The sequence below is a fragment of the Brevibacillus sp. AG162 genome (genome assembly GCF_006715575.1).
Taxonomy (GTDB): domain Bacteria; phylum Bacillota; class Bacilli; order Brevibacillales; family Brevibacillaceae; genus Brevibacillus; species Brevibacillus brevis.
Window position 1 is genome coordinate 152,017 of record NZ_VFNO01000012.1, and the last position, 19,293, is coordinate 171,309.

General features: G+C 49.0%; 18 protein-coding genes and 2 riboswitches. Of the genes, 8 read left to right on the forward strand and 10 right to left on the reverse strand.

Translation table 11 applies throughout. From position 1 onward, the window contains the following. Positions 1-9: 9 nt before the first annotated feature. Together kdpA and kdpF are read right to left on the reverse strand one after the other, a co-directional pair. Complete coding sequence (gene kdpA / locus FB479_RS26640; RefSeq protein WP_142067281.1) at positions 10-1,683, reverse strand: potassium-transporting ATPase subunit KdpA; 1,674 nt, start codon at positions 1,681-1,683, stop codon at positions 10-12. A gap of 61 nt (positions 1,684-1,744) precedes the next feature. Then, entirely contained in the window at positions 1,745-1,822 is a 78-nt protein-coding gene (gene kdpF / locus FB479_RS31315) for a K(+)-transporting ATPase subunit F (protein WP_111914364.1), read from the reverse strand. 561 nt (positions 1,823-2,383) lie between these two features. Further along, a riboswitch (cyclic di-AMP (ydaO/yuaA leader) is annotated at positions 2,384-2,530 on the reverse strand. 241 nt (positions 2,531-2,771) lie between these two features. Between kdpF and FB479_RS26650 the strand changes: the two genes are divergently transcribed. After that, a complete protein-coding gene (locus FB479_RS26650; protein WP_012684130.1) occupies positions 2,772-3,140 on the forward strand; it encodes a Na-translocating system protein MpsC family protein in 369 nt (122 codons plus the stop codon). 263 nt (positions 3,141-3,403) lie between these two features. Here FB479_RS26650 and FB479_RS31100 read toward each other — a convergent pair whose 3' ends face one another. From FB479_RS31100 to FB479_RS26685, 6 genes are all read right to left on the reverse strand, one after another. Then, the gene (locus FB479_RS31100) at positions 3,404-3,706 is read right to left on the reverse strand and encodes a hypothetical protein (protein WP_255438702.1); all 303 of its coding nucleotides are present in this window, start codon (positions 3,704-3,706) and stop codon (positions 3,404-3,406) included. A gap of 18 nt (positions 3,707-3,724) precedes the next feature. Continuing rightward, positions 3,725-4,660, reverse strand: a complete 936-nt coding sequence (locus tag FB479_RS26660) for a glycine betaine ABC transporter substrate-binding protein (protein ID WP_142067282.1) — start codon at positions 4,658-4,660, stop codon at positions 3,725-3,727. Continuing rightward, entirely contained in the window at positions 4,657-5,496 is an 840-nt protein-coding gene (locus FB479_RS26665) for an ABC transporter permease (protein WP_142067283.1), read from the reverse strand. The genes FB479_RS26660 and FB479_RS26665 overlap by 4 nt, the downstream gene beginning before the upstream one ends. After that, positions 5,480-6,706, reverse strand: coding sequence for a quaternary amine ABC transporter ATP-binding protein (locus FB479_RS26670; protein WP_106652586.1), 1,227 nt, complete (start codon positions 6,704-6,706; stop codon positions 5,480-5,482). The genes FB479_RS26665 and FB479_RS26670 overlap by 17 nt, the downstream gene beginning before the upstream one ends. 392 nt (positions 6,707-7,098) lie before the next feature. Next, a riboswitch (cyclic di-AMP (ydaO/yuaA leader) is annotated at positions 7,099-7,245 on the reverse strand. A gap of 664 nt (positions 7,246-7,909) precedes the next feature. Continuing rightward, positions 7,910-8,110, reverse strand: a complete 201-nt coding sequence (locus FB479_RS26680) for a copper ion binding protein (RefSeq protein WP_106652585.1) — start codon at positions 8,108-8,110, stop codon at positions 7,910-7,912. A 63-nt stretch (positions 8,111-8,173) separates the two neighbouring features. Next, the gene (locus FB479_RS26685) at positions 8,174-10,594 is read right to left on the reverse strand and encodes a heavy metal translocating P-type ATPase (protein WP_142067284.1); all 2,421 of its coding nucleotides are present in this window, start codon (positions 10,592-10,594) and stop codon (positions 8,174-8,176) included. 286 nt (positions 10,595-10,880) lie between these two features. Here FB479_RS26685 and FB479_RS26690 point away from each other — a divergent pair, with 286 nt between their 5' ends. Next, entirely contained in the window at positions 10,881-11,792 is a 912-nt protein-coding gene (locus FB479_RS26690) for a VanZ family protein (protein ID WP_255438703.1), read from the forward strand. A gap of 100 nt (positions 11,793-11,892) precedes the next feature. Here FB479_RS26690 and FB479_RS26695 read toward each other — a convergent pair whose 3' ends face one another. Continuing rightward, positions 11,893-12,819, reverse strand: a complete 927-nt coding sequence (locus FB479_RS26695; protein ID WP_017247167.1) for a pseudouridine-5'-phosphate glycosidase — start codon at positions 12,817-12,819, stop codon at positions 11,893-11,895. Positions 12,820-12,822: 3 nt separating this feature from the next. Next, positions 12,823-13,923 (reverse strand): carbohydrate kinase, encoded by a 1,101-nt coding sequence (locus tag FB479_RS26700; protein WP_142067285.1) that lies wholly within the window; start codon positions 13,921-13,923, stop codon positions 12,823-12,825. Positions 13,924-14,108: 185 nt separating this feature from the next. Here FB479_RS26700 and FB479_RS26705 point away from each other — a divergent pair, with 185 nt between their 5' ends. From FB479_RS26705 to FB479_RS26730, 6 genes are all read left to right on the forward strand, one after another. After that, on the forward strand, positions 14,109-14,555 hold the full coding sequence (locus FB479_RS26705) for a MarR family winged helix-turn-helix transcriptional regulator (protein ID WP_142067286.1): 447 nt from the start codon (positions 14,109-14,111) through the stop codon (positions 14,553-14,555). Between the two features lie 135 nt (positions 14,556-14,690). Then, complete coding sequence (locus tag FB479_RS26710; RefSeq protein WP_106652580.1) at positions 14,691-15,317, forward strand: FMN-dependent NADH-azoreductase; 627 nt, start codon at positions 14,691-14,693, stop codon at positions 15,315-15,317. A gap of 74 nt (positions 15,318-15,391) precedes the next feature. Next, on the forward strand, positions 15,392-15,778 hold the full coding sequence (locus FB479_RS26715; RefSeq protein ID WP_106652579.1) for a DoxX family protein: 387 nt from the start codon (positions 15,392-15,394) through the stop codon (positions 15,776-15,778). 57 nt (positions 15,779-15,835) lie between these two features. After that, positions 15,836-16,609, forward strand: a complete 774-nt coding sequence (locus FB479_RS26720; RefSeq protein WP_142067299.1) for a pirin family protein — start codon at positions 15,836-15,838, stop codon at positions 16,607-16,609. Positions 16,610-16,772: 163 nt separating this feature from the next. Then, on the forward strand, positions 16,773-18,107 hold the full coding sequence (locus FB479_RS26725; protein ID WP_142067300.1) for a cytochrome ubiquinol oxidase subunit I: 1,335 nt from the start codon (positions 16,773-16,775) through the stop codon (positions 18,105-18,107). Beyond that, on the forward strand, positions 18,104-19,135 hold the full coding sequence (locus FB479_RS26730) for a cytochrome d ubiquinol oxidase subunit II (protein ID WP_142067287.1): 1,032 nt from the start codon (positions 18,104-18,106) through the stop codon (positions 19,133-19,135). The genes FB479_RS26725 and FB479_RS26730 overlap by 4 nt, the downstream gene beginning before the upstream one ends. Positions 19,136-19,293: the final 158 nt, after the last annotated feature.

Here is a 19,293-nt window from a genome sequence, read left to right on the forward strand (position 1 = left end):
AACTTCCCCTTAACGGATTGTGAGCCACTCGGCGATTGGACCGAGCGCAAGCACAGGCAGGAATGTCAGTGCGCCTACGATTACTACAGTCGCAATCAGAATCACTGTGAATACACTATTGTCTGTGCGCAGTGTACCCATCGTTTCCGGTACTGGCGTTTTTGCGAGCAAGGAGCCTGCTACCGCCAGCATCGTAATGATCGAGACGTATCGACCGAACAGCATGACGAGTCCGGTAGAAATGTTCCAGAATGGCGTGTTGTCGCCCAACCCTTCAAAACCGGAACCGTTGTTGGCTGCCGAAGAAGTGTACTCATACAGCACTTGTGAAATACCGTGGAAGCCTGGATTCGACACTGCGGACGATCCCATTTCTGTTGCCAATGCAATGGCGGTTGGCGCCAAAATAATCAGGGGATGAACGAGAATCGCGATGGCGATCAGCTTCATCTCTTTTCCTTCGATCTTGCGGCCGAGGAATTCAGGCGTACGTCCTACCATTAAGCCCGCCAAGAATACAGCCAAAATCGCATACATCAAAATGTTAATCGTTCCGACGCCATCTCCGCCGAATACGCAGTTGAGCATCATTTCACCGAGCGGAACCAAGCCGCCAAGTGGTGTCAATGTATCGTGCATGTTGTTCACGGTTCCTGTCGTTGCCGCTGTTGTCACGGCAGTGAACAAGGCGCTTTGTGCGATACCAAAGCGGACTTCTTTTCCTTCCATGCTGCCCATTTCTTGTGACAGGCCAGCCTGTTCCAGCGCCGGGTTGCCGTTTACTTCGTTGGCATACGCCGTAATCAGGAACGCCAGGAACATCACGAACATCGCTCCAAAAATAACCCAGCCTTGCTTGCGGCTCTTCGCCATGAAGCCGAATGCGAATGGCAGTGCAGCCGGGATCAAGAACATCGACAAAATTTCGATCACGTTTGTTAGCGGTGTCGGGTTTTCAAATGGATGCGAGGAGTTCACGCCAAAGAATCCGCCTCCGTTTGTTCCCAAATGCTTGATCGATACGAGTGAAGCGACCGGACCGCGAGCGATTTGTTGCTCCGTACCGCTAATGGTTGTCGCTGTTGCCGTCGGTTCCATCGTCTGCGGCACGCCTTGGGACACCAAGAGCAATGTCACGGCAATCGCCAGTGGAATCAACACCCGTGTATGAGCACGTACCAAATCTACGTAGTAGTTACCGATGCTGCGCTGTCCGGTCAGCCCGCGCATGAAAGCCATTACGACCGCGATCCCTGTCGCTGGCGTGGTAAACATCAGGTAAATAATGACCAGCATCTGCGATAGATACGACAATCCGCTTTCTCCGCTGTAATGCTGAAGATTGGTATTCGTCAAAAAGCTGACAGCTGTGTTAAAGGAAAGCAACGGCTCCATCGCCGCAATGCCACTTGGGTTTCCAGGCAGCATCCCTTGCAAACGAAGCAAGAGATAGGCAATGGCTACCATCGAAATGTTGCTGACCAGAACAGCCATTGCGTACTGCTTCCAGGTCATATCTGCTACGCGAATGCCAGACAGCTTGTATATCGCTTTTTCCAACCCGCCAAAAACACGGTCCAATCGGGTCGTCTCCAGCGAAAAGGAGCGTGCCAAATATCTTCCCATCGGTATGGCGAGCACGAAAAGCACCACCAAAACCAACGCTATTTGTATAAAGTCCACGACAGTTCCTCCTACTCCCTCTAAAAAATGGTTCCAAATGAACGAATGATTCGATCAGCCTCTAGTATTTTTCCGGGTAAATCAATGCGTGGCACAGGTACATCGCAAGCCCTGCCACAATCAGCAGCAACCAGATCATTTCTCTTTCCCTCCCTGTTCTCTTACCACGGCGTCACAAAACTTGATGAGTGCAAAAAATACACCAAATGAAAGCGCCAAGAGCAGTATGGAAACCACGTCCATGCCATGTCCCTCCTTTTTTGCCGTACGAATTATTCCGTGAAGTCTGGCCGAAGCGTCTCTCTCGCTATCCCCTGCACAGGCTTTCTTTTTTGAAGAAAACCTGCCATTTGGGATAAAAAAATAGACCAATGCTTACGATTTCCCCGAAAGATCGCCACATTTGACCGAGCTGAAGATGAACAGACGAACGAAGTCGCCCGCTTCCCGCGGCAAATAAAACGATCCTTTGTATCGGAGAAAAAGTACTCATTGGTCTACCTAACGCCCAGCCGACTTGAAGTTGCCTTCTTTGCGTTTTGTCTCCCGTTTCCTTTTTCAAAAAAACAGCTATTTACTTGTGAGTAAAACGGTCATTGGCCGTTTTTGAGCAAAACGAAAAGACCTGCATTACGTTTTGAGTCAACCTTTGTCGTCCCAAATGGAAAACAAAAAGGCCTCCTCAAATAGGCGGTCTTTAGACCTCCCTCGCTTTAGCCGACGAAGTTAGCTGACGGGTAGGATGGCGAAAGAGTGTCTCATCCCTCCCACGATTCATGCGTGGGATTAACCCCTACTGATTGGGTCCTCCGTTCCCGAGTGCCTCGGGATTTGGCCATATTTGCAATTGTTGGTTACGAGTCTCATTATACGTCCGGCATAATCGGATGTTAATGTCCTATTTCAGTCTTTTTCACACGATTTTTGCATTCTTTATCCGTGTAAGCGATTTAAACCTATCAGGCCTCATCCGATCATGATATTTCATCGTTTCTCTTGCTTTTTCACATAATCAGCCTATTTGTTTGACAGTCTCTACACTGCTGAGTAATATTAGGCACAATGATAAATTATGGGAGGTATGGCGTTTGGCCATCTCTAACAAAAAAAAGCTGGAAGCAGAAATCAGCGAAGCATTCATAAAATTTCAGCGCGAACTGATTGGACGAGGTCCACAGGAAGCGAAGACCTACATCGTCGGTGATATGGTCATCGCCAGGTTCAAAGGCGTTCTCACCGTCGAAGAAAAGCATCTGTCCAGTCACGATAAAGGTCGCCGCATCGTCAAAGAAATGCGCGAGGTTCTCCGTGAAATGTACAGCGAAGAATCAGAAGAAATCGTAGAGAAGCTGACAAGCTGCAAGGTACTATCGAGTCATAGTGACATCAGCACGAAAATGGGTGAACGAATCGAGGTATATGTATTGGACAAGGACCTCGAAAAAATGTTGGGCTAATTTCACGAAAACAAGGCTCCGCCTCATTTGAAGACGGAGCCTTTTCTATTCCTCTCTTACCCACTCATCTGTTCAGCCAACCAGCCGTAGCCTTTATACCCGGGCTGGCTCACGATGACGTGATTCTCCCCGAGCGCCTTGTATAACATCGCGTTCCGATGCTCCTGCGTCATAAGAAAATCTATATCGCGGTCTCTTCAAGGGGGAGCGACCGCGTTTAAGCGGTAAGTTTTCATGCGTTCCGGAATTTATTTTATAAATTCCTATACGATCACAAAAATTCGGCAGGTGCCCAGCTGCTTGAACAGTGTAAGCAAGTCACGTCCCTCCGCCCACTCATCAGGAAAGAGGTAGACGGAATGGTAGCGCAGCAAGGATTCCTGATCGCGGTAGCACTCGTCAAATGAAATGGGCAAAAAACGCTGAATCGTCTTGTCTCCAGGCCCCGCTGTCAATGAAAAGGCACCAGGATTCCTTCCCCAAAACGCAGGCAAACTGTCGCAGCATAGTGTCTGGACAAAAGAAGTGAAAGCTTCCCCCTTGCCCATTACAAGATAATGCTTCATAGCAGCGCCTCCCTTTCCTTATTGGAGATCCTCAATGGACGAGATGTTCATGTACGAAGGAACCACGAGTCCGATTTTGGTTCCGTCGAGATTCGGACCCAAATCCTCGATTTGCCCACCAAATTTTTTTAAATAGCTCGTATCTGTAGACGGCAGCCAAGCCGCAACCATCCCATCTACATCCCCAATGGCAACTCCTGCCCACATCGGTCCAGTCTGAACCTGACTCACTTCGACTTCATACCCCAGCTTCTGCTCCAGCACATGCTCTACGACGTGTGTGCTGGCAATTTCAGAATCCCATGCTACATACGCGAGAGTCAGCTTCTCTTTTTGGACAGGCTGGATGCCCGCCACCCATTTCGCTACTTTGGCTTCGTTGTTTTTTACCCATTCCGCAGCAGCCACTTCCGGATCTTTTCCGTCAATCATTTGGACCATGACCGACTCCATGTCGGCTGGCTCCCACCAGAACTTATCCAGAAATTGATAGGCAGCAGGCAGATCCTCTTTCAGCCCTTTTCGCACGATGGTATGGATTTGTTCCGCTCCGCCAAAGCCGTTCTTCGGGTCCGCCAAATATTTCAAATCCATCTTTTTAAACATCCAATGGGGCGTCCAGCCCGTAATGATAATCGGTTCCTTCGCTTCATACGCCTTGATCAAAGCTGCTGTCATTGCTGCATCTGAGCCTTCGACAAGCTGCCATTTATCCAAGCCATATAGATTCATGACTTCCTCTGTCTTCACCATCGAGCCTGCTCCTGCATCGATTCCGATGATTTTGTAGTCGAGCTTTTCTCCCAACGCGTTGTCCGATGTCTCAGAAGAAATTGGACCGATCACCGTTGCTGTCGGTATTTGTGTGTTTGTGTTTGGACTAGAGCAGCCTGCGAGCCAAGCCGTCGCTCCCATCATCACTGCCAGTAAAGCTGGAACCTTTTTGTTCATCATGTGTTTCTCTCCTTTTTTCCTGCATGTTGAGTAAGCCGATCCAAGACGATAGCGATGATCACGATGGATAGCCCCGCCTCGAATCCTCTTCCTATATCCACTTGCGAAACGGCGCGATATACGTCTGCACCCAAGCCTTTCGCCCCGATCATAGCCGCTATGACCACCATCGACAGGGCGAGCATGATGCACTGATTGACGCCCGCCAAGATCGTCGATTTCGCATACGGCAGTTGCACTTTCACGAGCTTTTGCCACCCGGTTGCGCCAAAGGCGTCCGCCGCTTCCTCCATTTCCTCTGGGACCTGACGTATGCCTAAGTTCGTGAGTCGCACGATTGGCGGCAAAGCAAAAATAACGGAGGCAATGACTCCCGGCACCTCGCCCAAGCCGAAGAAAAAGATCGCGGGAATCAAGTAAACGAACGCTGGCATCGTCTGCATCAAATCAAGTACTGGCGTGACCAGATTGCGAAACGTATCGTGTCTCGCGCAATGAATGCCCACCGGAATCCCGATGGCGATCGAAATCATGGTGGCAGTGAGGACGAGTCCCAATGTCTCGATCGTTTCATCCCAGTACCCCAAGTTGTGAATGAGAGAAAGTCCGATAACCGTAAAGACCATGGATGCTTTTCCTGCAAAAACCCATGTGGCGCCCCCTAGCAGCAAGATGAGGATCAGCGAAGGTATCTCTGCCAAAACCGTGGAACAGTAAGTCACCATCGTGGAAATGACGATAGACACCGGATCAAACAATACCCCTTTGTACTGGCCCAGCACCTCCACGAACCCTTCCATCCATTCGCCAATCGGCAGCTTAGGCACGACGTCCATCACTCATCACCTCTGCTCTCTGGTGCTCTTGGACATTGACTTTGCCTACCAGCCCGCCCAACACCGCTCCTTTTACGATGACACCCAACAAACGCTGCTGCTCGCCCACTACCGCAATCGGGACGTGCAGGTCTGCCATCATCGGGAACAAACTGTGCAGACGTGCGTCAGGCGAAACGGTAGGGAGATCGGTATTCATGATCGTCTCCAGCGAATCTCCCGTACCGATCGCGAGTGATACGTCATACGCCGTAATCAAGCCGAGCAGTGTACGCTTTTTGTCCACGACGTACAAGCTGGACACGCCGTTATCCATCATGAGTTGCAGCGCTACTCGCGCCCCTTTGTCAGGCGTAATTGCTTCTGCCCGTTTCATCACATTTTCAGCAACGAGCACCCTGGACAGGTCGGCATCCTCGACGAACTTCCGTACGAACTCATCCGCTGGGTCTGCCATGATTTCTTCCGGGCGGCCGATCTGAATGATCTGTCCGTCCTTCATAAAGGCAATCCGATCGCCCAGCCGCAACGCCTCGTGCAAGTCATGTGTAATGAACAGGATCGTCTTTTTCATCGTCATCTGAAGCTCCAGCAGTTCATCCTGCATGTCTTTTCGAATGAGCGGGTCCAGTGCACTGAACGCTTCGTCCATCAAGAGAATATCTGGATTATTAGCCAACGCCCGCGCCAATCCGACCCGCTGGCGCATCCCTCCACTCAATTGATCCGGGTACGCGTTTTCCCACTCGGTTAATCCAACGAGCGCAAGCGCTTCCCGTGCTTTTTCTTGCCGGAGCCCGGGCGGTACTTGTTGAATCTCCAATCCAAACTCGACGTTTTCCCGTACCGTTCGCTGCGGAAACAGGGCGAAATTTTGGAAAACCATCCCGAGCTTCTTCCTCCGAACCTCGCGCAAGGCTGTCGCCTTCATGTCCACGATCTCTTCGCCATCGATCTCGATGCTTCCGCTCGTTGGGTCAATCAGTCGATTACACAGTCGAATTAACGTTGACTTGCCGCTGCCGGACAGGCCCATGATGACGAAGATTTCACCTTCCTCGACTTCAAAGCTGACCTGATTGACACCGATGGACTGGCCGGTTTGCTTGTAAATTTGTTCTTTCGTTCGTCCTTCTGCCAGCAGCTTCAAGGCTAACTCGGGCTGCTTGCCGAACACTTTTGTCAGTTGATGGACTTTCATTTTGGGCATGGTATCCCCCATCTTTCGTTTTTTTCGTGAATGAAAAAAGCCCGCGAAGTTTCCACACTCCAGCAAAACCAAGCAGGTACGCTTGATTTTTACTTGTGTTGAAAATCCGCAGGCTTACGTAATACCTGGCGTCCATTTTCAGGACTCCCTGTACTCTGTCTTCCTGATTTCGATTGTCAGCGGTTTATGTCTTACCGACTGCCTCCCAGCGATCCACACCATTCCCTTCGTCTGTATCGCGTAAGCTGCTCGTCGGTATTTCCATAAAAAATAGGCCGATACATGATTCTTCTCCAGAACAAAGGTCCTAAAGAAAAAGCCTGCATCGGCCTATCACACGCCCGCAAGGAATCTCCTTATTGCGTATTATATGCCTAGACTTTATCCATCCATGACCTTCCCTGCTTTGGCCGACGAGGTTAGCTGACGGGTAGGATGGCAGAGAAGACATTTTCTCATCCCTCCTGATCACTCAGGATTAACCCCAAAAGATTGGTTCCCCCGCTTCCGAGAATCTCGGAACTAGGCCGTATGTGTTGTTTCTTATTTGAATGGTGATTGTGATTTGAATTATACGCTCGCTTCCAGTTATTGTGAACGTTCGTTTAGCACAGTTTTAACTCGATTCTGTTTTTCTTTATGAGTCGGATTGGATTAGCTGTTCGTTGCTTATTCGATTGAAAGATTAGTGCGTTATACTCGCTGTTGTGGTGGGGAGGAAACAGGAGAAAACGCTCAGATTCTTGGAACCCCTGCACGGGAGCATGGGATGCCCGGCTCCGTGAAAAAAAGAGAAACCGCGTCCAAAGATCTTCGCTTATTTCTCCTGTTTCCTCTACGAGCTGTTGGGAGTCTACATGCTTTTTAAAGACCGCTTGAATGCTGTTTTCAAGATGAAGAAAAAAGCAGCGTGGGAAGAAGAACATTTCCAGTCCTAGCGCTTCTGGAGCCCAACCAAGCGGAGAAATGAATGGCGGGGGTTTTCAGCTTCAACCTCTGCGAATACATCTTCGAAACTCTACTTTTGAAGCGCTCCCGACATTCATTTCGGAGCGGACAGTCTAACCCCTTGCGGGGCGTAGGCCGAAGCGTAGACTGGAAATGGGCTTCTTCCCCTCCACTACAGCCACTTCCTACCACGAAAGCAAAAAGCTCCCGCCTCATTGAATCAGGCAGGAGCTTTGCTTTTCAAAGACACGATGATTATACGACGTCGTAGCCTTGGTCTTCGATTGCTTCTTTTACTGCATCGAGAGTCAAGTCGCTCTCGTTGTAGGAAACCTCAACCTTTTTTTCAGCCAGGTTCACTTTGCCTTCAGCACCCAGTTCTTTCAATGTGTTCTCGATGCGCGCTACGCATTTGTTGCAAGACATGCCTTCTACGTTCAATGTGATATTTGTCATGATCAATCTCTCCTTAAATGATAATTGTATAGGTAAGGCGGACAAAGCCGCTTGTTACTGTTGTTACAGCTTTACTCGTTGCAGTCTCAGTGCGTTGAGTACAACGGATACGGAGCTGAAGGCCATTGCGGCACCGGCAAGCCATGGAGCGAGGAAGCCGATTGCGGCAATCGGGATGCCCAAGGTGTTGTAGGCCAATGCCCAGAACAGGTTTTGCTTGATGTTGCGGATGGTGAGTTTGCTCATCTCGATGGCGTCTGCGACACTGGTCAGTTCGCCGCGCATCAGGGTAATATCGGCTGCTTCCATCGCCACATCTGTACCTGTACCGATTGCCATTCCGACGTCAGCGGTAGCGAGTGCAGGAGCATCGTTGATACCATCGCCGACCATCGCGACTTTTTTGCCTTGTTCTTGCAGTTTTTTCACTTCTGCGGCTTTGCCTTCGGGCAGGACTTCTGCGATGACGTGATCGATTCCTGCTTCACGGGCAATGGCCTCGGCAGTTTGACGGTTGTCACCGGTCATCATGATCACAGTCAATCCCATTGCTTTCATGCGCTGAACAGCTTGCTTGGAGGTTGGTTTGATCGTATCCGCTACGGCAATCAAGCCAGCGAGCTTGCCTTCGACGACTGCGAGCATCGCTGTTTTACCAGAGCGCTCCAGTTCCAGCATGGTATCAGATACTGCTTGGTACGAAATTTGATGTTTTTCCAGCAAGCGGCGGGTACCGACGAGTACTTCTTTGCCAGAGACGGTTGCCCGGATACCGAAACCAGGAATGGCTTCAAATGAACCAGTATCGGACAGGGTGATTCCTTTATCTGCAATTCCTCTAACGATGGCTTGAGCCAATGGGTGCTCGGAGTTTTTCTCAGCGGCACCGACCAAAGAGAGCAGCTCTTGCTCTTCGATATCAATGGCAATGACGTCTGTCAGTTCTGGCTCGCCTTTGGTTACAGTCCCTGTTTTATCGAGGACGATCGTATCCAGGTGGTGAGCCGTCTCCAGATGCTCCCCGCCTTTGAACAGGATGCCCAGCTCAGCTGCGCGTCCAGAACCCGCCATGATCGAGGTCGGTGTAGCCAAACCGAGGGCGCACGGGCAAGCGATTACGAGTACAGCAATTGCTTTTTCCAAAGCCTCACCGAAGTTGCCAGGTATAACGAAGAAGTACCAGATCAAGAAGGTAAGAATAGCAATCCCTACGACGATTGGGACAAAAATCCCAGAGATACTGTCAGCTACGCGTTGAATTGGTGCTTTTGTTCCTTGTGCTTCTTCCACTACTTTAATGATTTGCGCCAGAGCCGTTTCTTTTCCGACTTTGGTTGCTTGAACCTTCAAGAAGCCGTTTTTGTTCAAAGTGGCCCCGATGACGGTATCGCCTGCGGCTTTATCCACCGGAATGCTTTCACCAGTCAGCATGGACTCATCAACAGCGGACTGTCCTTCCATGACGATGCCATCGACAGGTACTTTATCGCCCGGCTTCACGTGAACGACGTCGCCCAGTCTCACTTCTTCTACAGGAATGGTCATTTCGACGCCATCCCGTACGACTACTGCTGTTTTTGCTTGCAAGCCCATCAGCTTGCGGATCGCTTCCGAAGAGCGTCCTTTCGCCTTCATCTCAAACAGTTTACCCAACACGATCAAGGTGATCAGTACCGCACTGGTCTCAAAGTACAGCTCTAGCATGTGGCCGCCATGAGCACCGATGGAGTCGATCGCTACCCACAGGCTGTAGAAATAAGCGGCCGAGGTACCGAGAGCAACCAGCACATCCATGTTGGCACTCTTGTTGCGAAGGGCTTTGAAAGCTCCCACGTAAAACTGTGCTCCGATGATGAATTGTACGGGTGTTGCTAATGCGAGCTGTACCCACGGATTCATCAAGATTTCAGGCAGCCAGATAAACGAGGTGAAGGAAAAGTGGCTCACCATCGACCAAAGCAGCGGGAGCGACAGAATCGCGGAAATCCAGAACTTGCGGGTCTGACGTTTAATTTCTTCCTGGCGACGATCTACTTTTTCTTCTTCTTTTCCTTCTTCCTTGCGAGTCGCCTGATACCCGAGCTTTTCTACCTTTTGAATAATGTCCGTCACACTTACCTGCGATGAATCGTACTCGACAGTGGCTGTTTCCATCGCCAAGTTCACGTTTGCCTTCAGAACCCCGGCTGTTTTGTTCAAGCCTTTCTCGATCCGTGTGGAGCAGGCCGCACATGTCATTCCCGAGATGTTTAGCTCCACCTTGTCAGTAATGACTCCATAGCCGAGCGATTCAATTTTGGAGCGGATGTCGTCGATGTTCGTTTTCGTTGGATCGAAGACGACTGTGGATTTTTCCAAAGCCAGATTGACGTTGGCGGTTTCCACTCCCTCCATTTTTCCCAAGCCCTTTTCGATGCGCAGTGCACAAGCTGCGCAAGTCATCCCTGAGATTGCGACTGTTGCCTCTGCTGTTTTGGTACTCATTCTAATCCCTCCAAATACCCTATAGGGGTATATTTTATCGTATCGTTTCCCTTACGTTGTTTCCTGATCACACCTTTACTATACAATACCCCCTCAGGGTATATCAAGTACTTTTTTCAATTTTTTTCTAAATGGGCTTTTAAGTGCTGAAAACACAGGGAGATCTTAACGGCAATGTCATCCCCCAGCTTTACACCGTTAAAAGAAGGATGTGACTAACAGCTAATTACTTACGTATTAGTTCAGAGTAAGATCATTCAGAAACAAATAGCTTTAAGGAGATTAAATGATGGAAACGAAATCACGGAAAGTCATTTTAGTTGGCACCATATGCTATACGATTTTAATTTTATTTTTTATGTTCTTTGCGTTTAACAGGCTCGACGGTGCAACTAGTGTAGATGGATACACCTTTATCCTTGTTCCAGAAGGAGTACCACTTAAATTTCCAGAACTAAATTATTCATGGATTGTTGATTTTGGAAACATTGCTGCTTTTATCCCTTTTGGAATACTGTTTCCCCTGTTGTATCGTGTACGATTTGGGAAGTTCATATCCTTGTTTGTCTTAGCGATTCTCGTTCTAGAAACTTTTCAGGCTTTAACCTATCTTGGTAGCTTTGATGTAAATGATGTGATATCCAATACATTAGGTGCAGCGATTGGCTATGTTGCCTATCGAGTTGGATTTTCTTCAAACATTTCTTATAAAAAGCTCATGGCTTCAGCTCTAACTATTGTTGTACTTATAATGGGAATCATGGTGGTCTCTGAAATCCTCAAAAAAAGAGAAGGCCCTATTCAGTCATTAACGGTTATGAAAGAAATGACAGGAACGACACCAATGACTGAGAACCTCCCAAGCTTCACCGTAGCAGGTGAGCGAATAGAGCCGAAAATGAACGTGTATAGCAGTGAAGGTGAATCCACCAAAACTTACAACTATATTCTGGGGAACAAAGAAAATGTCTGGCTTTCTTTCTATTTCGGCATTCCCGACAATGGAGACGCTAAGGGTGAAGCCAAAATCATCGTAGATGGACAAGAAATATCTCAGTTAAACGAACAATCCTATCAAGGGGCAGAAGCTTTAAAGGAGATGCCTTTTAACGAGGTAAACGAAATTACCATTATCGTTTCCGGAAACGCTAAGCTGTGGGATGTTGGAATCCGTGGAATGCAACATTGGTGGGAGTGAGTAAAATAAACGAAACGAGCCTTAGAAGCGATTCTAGAGGCTCGTTTTTCTTTGACTATTTTGTTGTTCAGAAAAGCAATTAGTCGATCTTCGCTCTCTCTTATTTACCTTGATTCGCTTCTTTCTGATAAGCCACCGCGATTTTTGCAGCTACTTCAGCATTGTGCTTCACTAGCGCGATGTTCGTTGCCAAGCTCTTACCTTCTGTCAGCTTTTTCACTTTATCGAGCATGAATGGCGTTACCTGTTTCCCTGCAATGTTGTTTTCTTTTGCTTCTGCGAGTGCTTTCTGGATCACAGCCTCGATTTCCTGGTGGTTGAGTGCATCTGATTCTGGTACTGGGTTCGCGATAATCATACCGCCTTTGAGGCCGAGATCCCATTTGGTGTTCATCATCTTACCGACTTCTTCTGGTGTATCGATGCGCATGTCTACGCCAAATCCGCTTTCGCGAGCGAAGAAGGATGGGAATTCATCCGTGCGGTAGCCTACAACTGGTACACCTTGTGTTTCCAAATATTCGAGTGTGCGGCCGATATCGAGGATCGATTTCGCGCCTGCGCATACTACAGCGACATCTGTTTGCGCCAGCTCAGTCAGGTCAGCAGATACGTCCCAAGTGATTTCGCCTTCACGGTGTACCCCGCCGATACCGCCAGTTGCAAACATGTGGATGCCAGCCATCTCAGCTGCGATCATGGTAGCGGCTACTGTAGTCGCACCGATTTTACCGCTAGCCAAAATGTAAGCAAAGTCGCGACGGCTTACTTTTGCTACATTTTTGTTCGTCGCAAACTCTTCCAGCTCGCTGTCAGTCAAGCCGATTTTGATTTTGCCGTCCATGATCCCGATCGTAGCTGGTACAGCACCGTTGTCGCGAATGATTTGCTCTACTTCTTTTGCCATTTCAATGTTTTGCGGGTATGGCATACCGTGCGAAATAATCGTCGTCTCCAGCGCAACTACCGGCAGGTTGTTCTCCAGTGCGTGGCGTACTTCCTCAGTAAAGGTCAAATATTGTTTCATCTCTTATCGCTCCTTTTCGAATTGTTCTACGGCCAGTTCCAATTGTTCTGCTTTTAATAGAGGAGATACGGACTGCTCTGTTTGCAATGTCAGAGCGGATGCTGCCAATCCAAGGCGGCACGCTCTCTGGAAAGACTCTCCGTTTACAATGCCATACAAGAGTCCCGACGCGAACGCATCTCCTGCACCTGTTACATCTACTACTTGCGTTGGATACGGAGACATATGCTCCTCGACGTCCTCGGATTGATAGTAAATGCCTTCTTCACCCAAGGTCACGATGACGTGCTTGACGCCTCGTTCCCTGATCTTGCGGCAAGCCTCGGCGCATTCTTCGATCGTCGTGATCTTTATGCCAGCCATCAGCTCGGCTTCTTCGCGATTCGGCAAAATCGCTTCTACTCCGTCCAATTGCTGTGGGAGCTTCTTTGCTTTAATGGAAGAGACCGGGTCAACGAAGAGCAGGATGTTTTCTTCCCGGCATCGTTCGATGATGTAGGCCAAGCAGTCCGCCGGAATGTTTGTATCGATGAAAACCACGTGGGCTGCTGCAATGTGCGACCATTTTTCCGCGAACATCTCCGGTGTAAGCGCATCGTAAATATCCATGTTCGCCAAGGAAACAACCATCTCGCCATCGATATCGAGAAGCGCCGTATACGTTCCCGTCCGCTGTGTAGGCAGTCGCCACACTTGGCTGATGTGCACCCCGTGTTTTTTCGTCTCCTGCAAGAGCCATTCGCCTTCCTTGTCCTCACCAATGCTGGTGATGAGGGACGTATTGCAGCCAAGACGACCGAGGTTCTCCGCGATATTCCGTGCCACCCCTCCACACGATTCCATAATCGTTACGGGATTGGATGAGTGTAGACGCACCTGTTGCTTGCCACGTGCTTTGCGGTCTAGGTTGGCCCCACCAATACAAGCAATCATTCCTTCATCACGAAGTACATAAGCCCGTCCTTTGATTTCCCCGCGTTTGGTCAACTGTGCGATGTAGCCAGCTACCGCTGAACGTGAGATGCCAATCAGATCAGCCAGCTCTTGTTGCGTGATAAAAGGATTTTGCCGGATATGATGAAGGATCTGCATGTCTTTTTCCACGGTCATCCTCCTTTCTTCTGTTTCGCTTTCACAGCTCGTTTACAAACAAAAGTTTATCACTAAGACAACTGTTTGTACAGGCGTTTTCATTTTATTTTTTATCTCAATTTGACAAATCTGAATATGATCATGTAGGATTATCTTAAATTCAAGATATCCAAGTTTCGATGTAAAGGAGGGTCCATATGTCTGACAAATCACTGCGAAATGATCCCCTCGATCTTTTTGTAGTTTTATCGAGGTCATACAACTGGGTTACCGCTCACTCCAATCGTCACATTCGCGAGCATGGACTTAATCCAACTGAATTCGGGGTACTAGAGGTATTATTTCATAAAGGTCCTCAACCATTGCAGCAAATTGGCGAAAAAATATTGATCTCCAGCGGAAACATCACATACGTTGTGGACAAACTCGAGAAGAAGCAACTGCTCATTCGCAAGCCCTGTTCGGAAGACCGCCGCGTCATTTTTGCGGAACTCACGGAAAAAGGGCATCAATTTTTGTCTGAAATCTTCCCCCCTCATCAACGTGCCATTGAGAAAGCGATGGAAGGTCTCACACTAGAAGAACAGCGTCAAGCAATCGAGCTGCTAAAAAAGCTGGGACGCACTGCTCAGGCTACTTATTAGATGAGCAGTCCCCGCTCTTCACCACAATCGTTTCAAAAAAGTGTTGACAAAAGATCTGATACGTAATAATCTTAAAATCAAGATTTACACATTAAAAGTTAGTGACTTACTAATCGGAAGGGGAATATGATTTTCATGAGTAAAGTACTTTTTATCAAAGCAAACGATCGCCCAGTTGAGCAGGCTACCAGTGTAAAGCTGTACGAAGCTTTCACCAAAGCATACAGAGAAACACATCCAAACGACGAAATCGTTGAGCTGGATCTGTTTGCTGAAAACCTCCCTTATTACGGGAACGACATGCTGACTGCTATGTGGAAAGCAGGAAACGGCATCGAGCTGTCTGCTGATGAGCAAAAACGTGCCGACTTGGTTAACAAATACCTGAACCAGTTTACAGAAGCAGACAAAATCGTATTTGCTTTCCCTATGTGGAACTTCACTGTTCCTGCTGTTCTGCACTCCTATATGGATTACCTCTCCCAAGCAGGCAAAACATTCAAGTACACAGCTGAAGGTCCAGTTGGTCTGATGGGCGACAAAAAAGTAGCGCTGTTGAGCGCACGCGGTGGCGTTTATTCCGAAGGGCCTATGGCTGAAATCGAAATGGCAAACAAATACGTTCGCACGCTCCTCGGCTTCTGGGGCATCAGCAATGTATCGGAAGTGATTGTAGAAGGTCACAACCAATTCCAAGACAAAGCAGCTGAGCTTGTTGCAGCTGGTGTAGAAAAAGCAGCAAAACTGGCGGAATCCTTCTAAGGCCCGCCAGCCTTTTTGGACAATATCTTAAATTAAAGATACACTAATTAAAAACAATTAAGGAGAGATGAAAAGTGTTGGATACTGGATTATTGTTGATTCGTTTGGTCATCGGTTTGACGTTTGCAGGTCATGGTGCGCAGAAACTGTTTGGCTGGTTTGGCGGTTATGGTTTGAAAGGAACCGGCGGCTGGCTGGAGTCTATCGGAGTGAAACCTGGCGTAGCGATGGCCTTTGTGGCTGGATTGTCTGAGCTCGTTGGCGGTCTCATGTTTGCAGCAGGCGTAGGTATCTGGCCAAGTGCTATTTTGCTCGCTTTCACAATGCTGGTTGCCATTCTGAAGGTACACGGTCAAAATGGATATTGGGTCACACAAAACGGATTCGAATACAACCTGACGTTAATCGCAGTTGTTATTGGTGTGGCGTTGATCGGTCCAGGCGCATACGTTTTGTTTTAATGGTGACTCCTCACAACCCGTAAGCCAGCAATCGTATTAAGGGAGGAAACATCAGTGATGGAAATCCGCGTCTACACACAGAACGAGCAAGCAAAAGGACATTTTGGCGACGGTGAAATCGTAGAGAATAAACCAATTGGCTTCCCTCATGAAGGCTCCGTTGTCAAACGGGTAGGACCACTTTTTTACTGGGCATGGGCAAAATCACTGAAGACATTTGAAATTCCGCTGCACCCTCACTCCGGCTTTGAAATTTTGTCGTACGTCCTCACAGGGACAGTCGGACATCGGGACACGCTCGGAAATCTTCAAGAGGTGTCGACAGGCGGCGCACAGATCATGCAAACGGGTTCAGGCGCGTACCATGCAGAAGAGCTTGGCAAGGATACGGAAATGTTTCAAATCTGGTTTGAACCGCATCTCGCACAAACGACGAAGCAACCCCCGACTTACCATCAGTATGATCATGAGGAGTTTCCGTCTGAGGATGCTGATGGTGTGCAAGTAAAACACATCATCGGATCGTCTGCGCCGATTCAGTTGGTCACAGATTCCTTGATGAGTGACATCACGATTCCCGCTGGAAAGTCGTATGCAAAAGAACTCCCGGCTGGTTATGCTCATGCAGTCGTCATCGTGGAAGGGAACGGAAGCGTTGCAGAGAAAACAACGATCAGCGAGAACCACACCCCGGCAACCAAAGGTGACTTTGTCGTTCTCTCCTCCAAGGAAAACAGCACAGCCATCTACCAAGCATCAACGAATGCTCCGCTCCGACTGGTGTTGATTCAAGTACCAACTGAGGTTGATTATCCGCTCTATCGTAAATAATCTACTCTTCCAAACGCCCTTATCCTATTATCAAGCCCGACCGTCACATTTTTGTGACGGTCTTTTTCGTATAAACTCCGCCTACTCATGGGACATTAACGAGGAAATCGTTAACAATTTTTGGTGCCGATCAGAAAGGAAGTTGAACGTGGAAGATATCGTGATGACTCGAGCCATATTCGGGACAACTATGGCCTTTCACATTATTTTTGCGACCTTGGGCGTGGGTCTCCCGCTCATGATCTTGCTGGTGGAGCTCCTCTTTTGGCGGACGCGTGACCGCGATTACGAGATTATGGCCAAACGCTGGACAAAGGCCCAGGCGATCTTGCTCGGTGTCGCGATCCCCTCTGGAACGATTGCTGGGGTCCAGCTCTCCCTGTTATGGCCAGGGTTCATGGAGATTGTCGGCAAGGTGATCTCGCTTCCTTTTCAGATCGAAATATTCGCTTTCTTCGTGGAAGCCTTATTTATGTCCATCTACGTCTACGCGGCTCACCGCCTATCCCGCAACATGCGTTTGTTGAGTTTGTTCATGGTTTTGCTTGGTGCGACAGCCTCTGCGATCCTGATTACGAATGTCCACGCCTTTGAAGGCACGCCCACTGGCTTCCGGATGGTCGATGGGCAGATTGTCGACGTGGACCCGTGGAAAGCTTTTTTCAATCCCAGCTTTATCGTGACGGCAGGTCATGTAACTGTTTCTGCTTATATGACGGGGGCATTCATCGTCGCTGGAGTGGCAGCGTGGAAAATGCTGCGCGCCGAAAAAGGCAGCCGCGTTTATTTGTATCATCAAAAAGCACTCTTGGCCGGCTTGATCGTAGGTGGCACCTTTTCCCTTTTAACCGCTTTGAACGGTCATGAATCTGCACAGCTTTTGCATAAATACCAGCCGGAAAAGCTGGCAGCTGCGGAAGGACTGTTTGAAACACAAGCATACGCCCCGCTCGCGATTGGCGGCTTTACCGATCCCGAGACGAAAGAAGTCAAATACGCGATCGAGATTCCATGGGCGCTCAGCTTCCTTGCAGCCAATCGCTTTGACGAGGTCGTGGTCGGTCTGGACGACTTTCCACAGGAGCTGTGGCCTCCACTCTACGTCCATACACTGTTTAACGGAATGGTCATTATCGGCAGCTTGTTAATCTTCGTTGGTTTCATCGGCTTCGCTTGGAAGAAGCTCCTAAAACGCTCTCAGTTTCCCCGTTGGGTGCTCTGGGTATTTGTCGCGAGTGGACCGCTCGCCTTGCTAGGCATCGAATTCGGCTGGATTTTTGCCTGCACAGGACGCCAGCCATGGGTGGTTTATCGTGTGATGAAAACAGTAGATGCCGCTACCCAAGCAGCAGGCATCTCTACCCTGTTCTGGATTTTCCTCTCGGTGTACCTATTTTTCGCGATCGTCACCCTGCTCGTATTCCGCAGCTATTTTGGCCGCCACCCTTTGGAGCTCGATCCGCCTGAACAGCCGAAAGTGGACGGAGGAACGGCATGACCGACACGATTATTGCCATTACGCTACTCTGGATTTTCGTCGTCATCTATTCCGTCGCGGCCTCCTTTGACTTCGGTGCAGGTTTTTGGTCGATGATCTATTTGAATCGGGAAAAAACCAAGGCCACCCAAATCGCCAATCGCTACCTCTCGCCCTCCTGGGAGGTCGTGAATGTCTTTATCGTGTTAATTGTTGTCGCGCTCGTTACCTTTTTCCCTGGCGCGACCTACACACTGGGGAGTCTGCTGCTGGTTCCCGGATGTCTGGTCGTTTTATTGATGCTGATTCGCAGTACGTTTATGGTCTTCTCGCATTTGATTTACAAGTATGACAAGATGCTCAGCATCGTCTCCGGCGTTACCGGGATATTGGTGCCAGCTCTGTTAATCAGCGTGCTTCCTGTGACGCAAGGCGGGTTGTCTCGGATGATCAATGGCGTGGAGTATCTCGATTGGGGACTGTTTTTGACTAGCCCACACGTCTATTCATACATTGGTCTTGCCGTCAGCAGCACGCTCTTCCTCTCTTCGCTGCTTCTCGCAGACTACTCCTACGTCGCAGGTGAAAAGCAAGCCTTCGCCATCTACCGCCGGGATGCGGTGATTCTGGGTCCGATTACGTTGCTGGCGGCATTGGTTACCGTGCTCACGATGCAAATGGAAGCTATGTGGTTGTACGACCGCATTCTCGACTATTTGCCGTGGCTTATTGCATCGGCGGTTTGCTTTTTCATTAGCTATATCGCTCTCTTGCTGCCCCAAGACCGTCGATATTTCGGCATCCATCTTCCGCGAATCGCGGTCATTGTCGCCACAACGCAATACCTGCTCGCCAGCTATGCGTACGGTGCGGCACGACTCCCCTACATCGTCTATCCCCACGTGACGATTGAGTCCAGCTTTACACATCCGGATACGTTCCACGCTCTGTTCATTTGTTATTTGGTCGGCTTTGCGATTCTCGTGCCCGGTTTTATTTATTTTTGGCGTCTGTTCATGAAGGACGAGCAGTATGTACGGCAAAAATAGCATTTTCTCTATACAAAATAGTAAGAGGCTTCGCCCTGATATGGCGGAGCCTCTTTTTTGTTCGGTCATGTACTCCCTCACTGATCCGGTACAAGTCCGTTACTTCCGGCGATTGCTTGCAGAAATGCAATGGAGACGAGAAAAACCCGCCAAGGCTT